General features: G+C 71.0%; 4 protein-coding genes. 2 read left to right on the top strand and 2 right to left on the bottom strand.

What is annotated here, in order from left to right; translation table 11 throughout:
* Positions 1-1,443: DUF349 domain-containing protein (locus D9R02_RS10950; protein ID WP_310793824.1), on the top strand; the 1,443-nt coding region annotated here is incomplete at its 5' end.
* Between the two features lie 124 nt (positions 1,444-1,567).
* Positions 1,568-2,218, top strand: coding sequence for a type IV toxin-antitoxin system AbiEi family antitoxin (locus D9R02_RS10945; protein WP_121566905.1), 651 nt, complete (start codon positions 1,568-1,570; stop codon positions 2,216-2,218).
* Positions 2,219-2,390: 172 nt separating this feature from the next.
* On the opposite strand, the gene D9R02_RS10940 is transcribed toward D9R02_RS10945, so the two are convergent.
* Both D9R02_RS10940 and secF read right to left on the bottom strand, forming a co-directional pair.
* Entirely contained in the window at positions 2,391-4,856 is a 2,466-nt protein-coding gene (locus tag D9R02_RS10940; RefSeq protein WP_121566904.1) for a RelA/SpoT family protein, read from the bottom strand.
* A gap of 160 nt (positions 4,857-5,016) precedes the next feature.
* Positions 5,017-6,051, bottom strand: a complete 1,035-nt coding sequence (secF, locus tag D9R02_RS10935) for a protein translocase subunit SecF (RefSeq protein ID WP_070637736.1) — start codon at positions 6,049-6,051, stop codon at positions 5,017-5,019.
* Positions 6,052-6,202 lie beyond the last annotated feature (151 nt).

Genomic DNA, 6,202 nt, shown 5'->3' with positions numbered 1-6,202 from the left:
CCCCAGGATCCTCCGGCCCCGAAGGCTCCGTCTGCGCCCAAGCCTCCGGCCGCGCCCCACCCCTCGGGCGCTCCGAAGCCCCAGGCCGGTCCGAAGCCCCCGGCGGCTCCCAAGGCGCCGCCCGCTCCCCACGCTCCGGGCGCGTCGCACCCGGTGGACGCCGCACACCCCGCCCTCGCCCCGGCCGAGTCCGTGGCACGCGCCAGGAAGTTCGGCCGTGCGGACGAGAACGGCACCGTGTACGTGACCGTGCGGGACGCGGAGCACGAGTGCGGCCAGTTCCCGGACGCCACCCCCGACGAGGCGCTCGCGTACTTCGCGCGCAAGTTCGACGACGCCGAGGCTCAGGTCGCGCTGCTCGAGCAGCGCATCGCGGCCAGGGCTCCGGCCGGTGAGATGCGCAAGACCGTGGCGCACGTGCGCGAGCAGGTGGACGCGCACACCATGGTGGGCGACCTCGTGGACCTCTCCACCCGCCTGGACACGCTCGAGGACGCGATCCGCGTGGCCCTGGACCGTGAGCGCGAGGAGGCGAAGGCCCACAAGGCGGAGCAGCTCGCGCGGCGCACCGCCATCGTGGAGGAGGCCGAGAAGGTGGCGGGCCAGGACCCGGAGAAGACGCAGTGGAAGCACTCGTCCTCCCGCATGGCCGAGCTGTTCTCGCAGTGGCAGGAGCACCAGAAGTCGGGCGGTCGGCTGTCCAAGTCGGACGAGGACGCCCTGTGGAAGCGCTTCCGCAAGGCGCGCACCACGTTCGACCGGCACCGCAAGGCGTTCTTCTCGTCCCTGGACGAGACCAACGCCAAGGCCAAGCGCGTCAAGGAGGCCCTGATCGCGGAGGCCGAGGCGCTCTCCTCGTCCACGGACTGGGGCGAGACCGCCGGGAAGTACCGCGAGCTCATGGACCGCTGGAAGCAGTCCCCGCGCGCGTCCCGCAAGGACGACGACGCCCTGTGGGCCCGGTTCCGCGCCGCCCAGGACGTGTTCTTCGACGCCCGCACGGCCGCGAACGAGCAGATCGACAAGGAGTTCGAGGGCAACCTGAAGGTCAAGGAGCAGCTGCTCACGGAGGCCAGGCAGATCCTGCCCGTGAAGGACCTGGCCGCAGCCAAGAAGCAGCTCGCGTCCATCCAGCAGCGCTGGGAGGAGGCGGGCAAGGTGCCCCGCGCCCACATGCGCCGCGTGGAGAACGAGCTGCGCTCCGTGGAGGACGCCGTCAAGAAGGCCGAGGACGAGAAGTGGCGGCGCACCGACCCCGAGACCAAGGCCCGCTCCAACTCCATGCTGTCCCAGCTGGAGAACAAGATCGCGGACCAGCGGGCGGCTGTGGAGGCCGCCCGGGCCGCGGGCAACGAGAAGAAGGCCGCGTCCCTCGAGAAGGACCTCGCCACGAGCGAGCAGTGGCTCGCCACGCTACAGGCCTCCGCGTCCGAACTCGGCTGAGCTCAGCCTCGACCCCGCGTCACCAGCGCCCCCGCACCGAACGGTGCGGGGGCGCTGCCCGTCCGTTCTCCACAGGTGCCCGGCTTCCCTGCCACGGGGCCGCGCCGTGCGGTGGGATGGGGGCATGACGTCCCTCGCACCCCCGCCGCCCGCCACTGGCACCCGGCACGACGCCGCGGTCACCGTGTTCCTCCCGGGCCACCCGTTCAGCCGGGCCGAGCTGCACGCCATGACCGTGGACGGTGTGCTGCGCCGTGAGCTGCTGGGCGCGCACGTGCACGCGTGGCAGCCCGTCTCCCACGGCATTCGTGCCGCGGTCCTGGGGCGGGTCCTGCCCGGTCACCTGCAGCGCCGGGGTGTCCTCGGCCGGATGGGGGCCGCGTGGTTCTACCGGTGCGCACCGGAACCGGATCCCGTGCCCGTGCTCGTGGACAAGTCCGCGCGCACCACCACCACGGTGCCCGCCGGGATCGTGCTGCACCAGACGAGCTTCGCCCCGGAGGACCTGGTGGCCCACCACGGCATTACGCTCACCACACCGCGGCGCACCGCGCTGGACCTGGCGCTGCACGTTCCGGGACCTCCCGGCGACGCCGCCCTGCTGGCCATGCTGGGACACGACCGGCTGTCGTGCTCGTCCGCCCAGCTCATCCGTGACCTGGAGACGATGCCCAAAACCCCCGGCCGCCGCGCCGCCCTGGCCAGGGTGCGCAAGCTCGACCGGGCGCTCGGCGGGGCCACCGCGGCGCCACGCAGCGGCCGCGCCCCGGCGTGAAGTGCCGCGCCCCGGCGGCGCTCGGCGGGCGCATGCCCGTGCGAGGTGCCAAGGCCGGCGGGGGGCGGTCAGCAGGGTGCGCTCAGCAAGACCTGGCGCGGGCACCGCGGCACCGCTGGCGGCCACGGGGTACGAGGGCCCAGGGGGGTGCGAGCGCCCACCGCGCGTTCCCTCAGGAGGCGACGGGGCGGTGGCCCGACACGCGGTACACGTCGTACACGCCGTCGATGCGCCGCACCTGGTTCAGCACGTGGTCCAGGTAGCGGGTGTCCCCCATCTCGAACGAGAACCGGGAGATCGCCAGGCGCGCCCGGGAGGTGTGCACCTGCGCGGAGAGGATGTTCACGTGGTTCTCGGACAGCACCCGGGTCACGTCGTACAGCAGGGACTTGCGGTCCAGCGCCTCCACCTGGATCTCCACACGGAACAGGGAGGACTGGGTGGGCGCCCACGCCACGTCCTTGACGCGGTCGTCGCCCTCGGGGACCACCTTCATGTTCGCGCAGTCCCTGCGGTGCACGGAGATCCCGGAACCGCGCGTCACGAAGCCCACGATCTCGTCCGGCGGCACCGGGGTGCAGCACCGGGCGATCTTCACGTAGACGTCCGAGGTTCCCTGCACCACGACGCCCGCGTCCGTGGCACCGGCGCGCACGGGCTGGGTGACCCGGGTGTTCTCGGCCAGGTCCTCCTCGGTCCCTTCCGCACCGCCCAGGTGCTCCAGCAACTTCTCGACCACCTGGTGGGCGCTGACCGCGTCCGAGCCGAGGGCCTCGTAGAGCGCGGCGACGTCCCCGCGGTTGAAGTCCTGGGCCACCGCGAGCAGGGACTCGCTCGTCACGGTGCGCTGCAGCGGCAGGTGGTGCTTGCGCAGCGCCTTGGTCAGCAGCTCCTTGCCGCGCTCGATGGCCTCCTCCCGGCGCTCCTTGGAGAACCACTGCCGGATCTTGGTCCGCGCGCGCGGCGAGCCCACGAACTTGAGCCAGTCCTGGGAGGGCGCGGCCTGCTCGGACTTGGAGGTGAGGATCTCCACGCGGTCGCCGTGCTGCAGCTGCGAGAACAGCGGGGCGAGCTTGCCGTTGACCCGGGCGCCGATCGTCCGGTTGCCCACCTCCGTGTGCACCGCGTATGCGAAGTCCACCGGGGTGGAGCCCGTGGGAAGGGCCATGACCTCGCCCTTGGGCGTGAACACGTACACCTCGGCGGTGTTGATCTGGTAGCGCAGGGAGTCCAGGAAGTCCGAGGAGTCCTTGGCCTCCTCCTGCCACGAGACCAGCGAGCTGAGCCAGTTCAGCTCGCCCTCCTTGGCCTTGGGTGTGGCGGAGTTCGCCTGGTTGACCTTGTCCTTGTACTTCCAGTGCGCGGCCACACCGTACTCCGCGCGGCGGTGCATCTCGTGGGTGCGGATCTGGATCTCCACCGGGCGCCCGTTCGGACCGATCACCGTGGTGTGCAGCGACTGGTACATGTTGAACTTGGGCATCGCGATGTAGTCCTTGAACCGCCCGGGCAGCGGCCGCCACTTGGCGTGCAGCACGCCCAGCGCCGCGTAGCACTCGCGCACCGAGTCCACGAGCACGCGCGCGGCCTGCAGGTCGTGGATCTCGTCGAAGTCCTTCCCGCGCACGATCATCTTCTGGTAGATCGAGTAGTAGTGCTTGGGCCGGCCCGTGATGGTGGCTTCAATCCCGGAGCCCTCCAGGGCCTCCGCGATCTGACCCCGGATCTCCGCGAGGTGGCGCTCCCGCTCGGGTGTGCGCTCCCCCACCATGCGCACGATCTCGTCGTACACCTTGGGGTACAGCGCGGCAAAGGAGAGATCCTCGAGCTCCCACTTGATGGTGTTCATGCCCAGCCGGTGGGCCAGCGGCGCGAAGATCTCCAGCGTCTCCCGCGCCTTGCGCCCCGAGGACTCGGATGACACGAACCGCCACGTCCGCGCGTTGTGCAGCCGGTCCGCAAGCTTGATGACCAGAACGCGGATGTCCTTGGCCATGGCCACGATCATCTTCCGCACGGTCTCGGCCTGAGCGTTCTCCCCGTAGTGGATCTTGTCCAGCTTGGTCACGCCGTCCACCAGGGCGGCGACCTCCTCCCCGAACTCCTCGCGCAGCTCGTCCAGGGTGTAGGGGGTGTCCTCCACGGTGTCGTGCAGCAGCCCCGCCACGAGCGTGGCCCCGGTCATCCCGAGCTCCGCGAGGATCGTGGTGACCGCCACGGGGTGCGTGATGTAGGGGTCGCCGGACTTGCGCTTCTGGCCCTCGTGGTGCGCGTCCGCCACCTGGAAGGCGCGCTCCAGGACCGTGAGGTCCTCGTCCGGGTGGGTGCTCTGCACGGTGCGCAGCAGGGGCACCAGGATGGGTGAGCTGGGCACGGACTCCCCGCTCAGCACGGACAGCGTGGACCGTGTGCGCTCGCTGCGCCCGGGAAAGACCGCGCGGCCGAAGACCGGCCGTGATGCCGGCAGCACGTAGTGGGTGCCGCCCGCGGGGGTGCTTCCCGCCCTGCGCGACGGGGCCGGCGCGCGGAGCGGCTCGGTCGCGCGCTCAGGCGCCTGGCCCGAGGTGGCGTGGTCGTCCCTGGAGGCGGACTCGTCCACCGCGGCACGGTCGACCCGGGGATCGGACTGGCTGGACATGATCCGTCGCCTCCTTAGCGTGGCCGCGGTGGCCGAGGACGTGGTGGGCCTGATCTGCGCGGCTGATGGTCCAGTCTAAGGCCGTGGCCCCCGTGCACTGTGCACGGGGGCCACGGTCACCGCGCTCGCGGTGTCGAGGGGTCGGGGCGGACACCCGGTCTCACGCGGAGACCGGGTCCGAGCTGACCGGGGGCGCGTCGGTGGTGCGCTGCTCGAGCACCTCCCGGCTCTGCTGCCGCACGGCGGGCTCACGGTCCCGCAGCCACGAGTACAGCGGCGCGGCCACGAACAGGGTGGCCAGCGTGCCCACGATGATGCCCACGAACAGGGACAGCGAGAGGTCCTTGAGCGTTCCTGCACCCAGCAGGTAGGCACCGATGAACAGGATGGAGCCCACGGGCAGGATGCCCACCACGGACGTGTTGATCGAGCGCACCAGCGTCTGGTTCACGGCCAGGTTCACCTGCTCCGCGTAGGTGCGCTTCTTCCGCTCCCCCGGCGCGGTGCCGTCCAGCAGCCCGGAGGTGTTCTCCCGCACCTTGTCGAAGACCACCACGGAGTCGTACAGCGAGTAGGAGAGCACCGTGAGGAAGCCGATGATCGCCGAGGGCGTCACCTCGAAGTCCACGAGCGCGTAGATCCCCGCGGTGATCACGATCGTGGTCAGCATGGCCGCGATCGCGGAGACCGACATCTTCCACGTGCGGAAGTACAGGGCCATCAGGGCCAGCGCCAGCGCCACGAACACGAGCAGACCCCACAGCGCCTGCTGCGTGACACCCTGGCCCCATGTGGGACCCACGAAGGTGGAGGTGACCTGGTCCTCGCCCACCCCGTACGCGTCCTGCAGCTCGTGCTTCAGCGCGAGCGTCTGGTCGTCGTCCAGCTGCTGGGTCTGCACTCGGACGGTTCCGGGGGCGATGTTGGTCACGGTGGCCTCCTGCGTGCCCGCCGTGTCCGCCACGGCCCGCTCCCCCACGGAGGCGTCCGGGTTCTCCACACCGGAGACCGTGAACTCGGACCCGCCCGTGAAGTCGATGCCCAGGTTGAAACCGCCCTTGACCACGGGAATCAGGATGGAGACCACGATCAGGGCGAGGCTCACAGCCAGCCAGAGACCACGCTTCTGCACGAAGGGGTAGGACGTGCGACCACTGTGCAGGTCGTTGCCGAAACGCGCGAGACGGTTGCTCATCGCTGGTCCTCCTGGGGGTCGGTGCGAACGGCGGAGGAACCCGCCCGGTCGGTGCCCTCGGTGGGCGACGCCGCGTCAGCCGTGGGCGCGCCAGCCCCGGTGCCGCTGCCCGCACCACTCGCGCTCGCGGCGCCGTCGTGCGGTTTTGTGC

Source organism: Kocuria rhizophila (genome assembly GCF_003667225.1).
GTDB classification, from domain to species: Bacteria; Actinomycetota; Actinomycetes; order Actinomycetales; family Micrococcaceae; genus Kocuria; species Kocuria rhizophila.
This window is presented reverse-complemented; position numbering and strand designations above follow the sequence as displayed.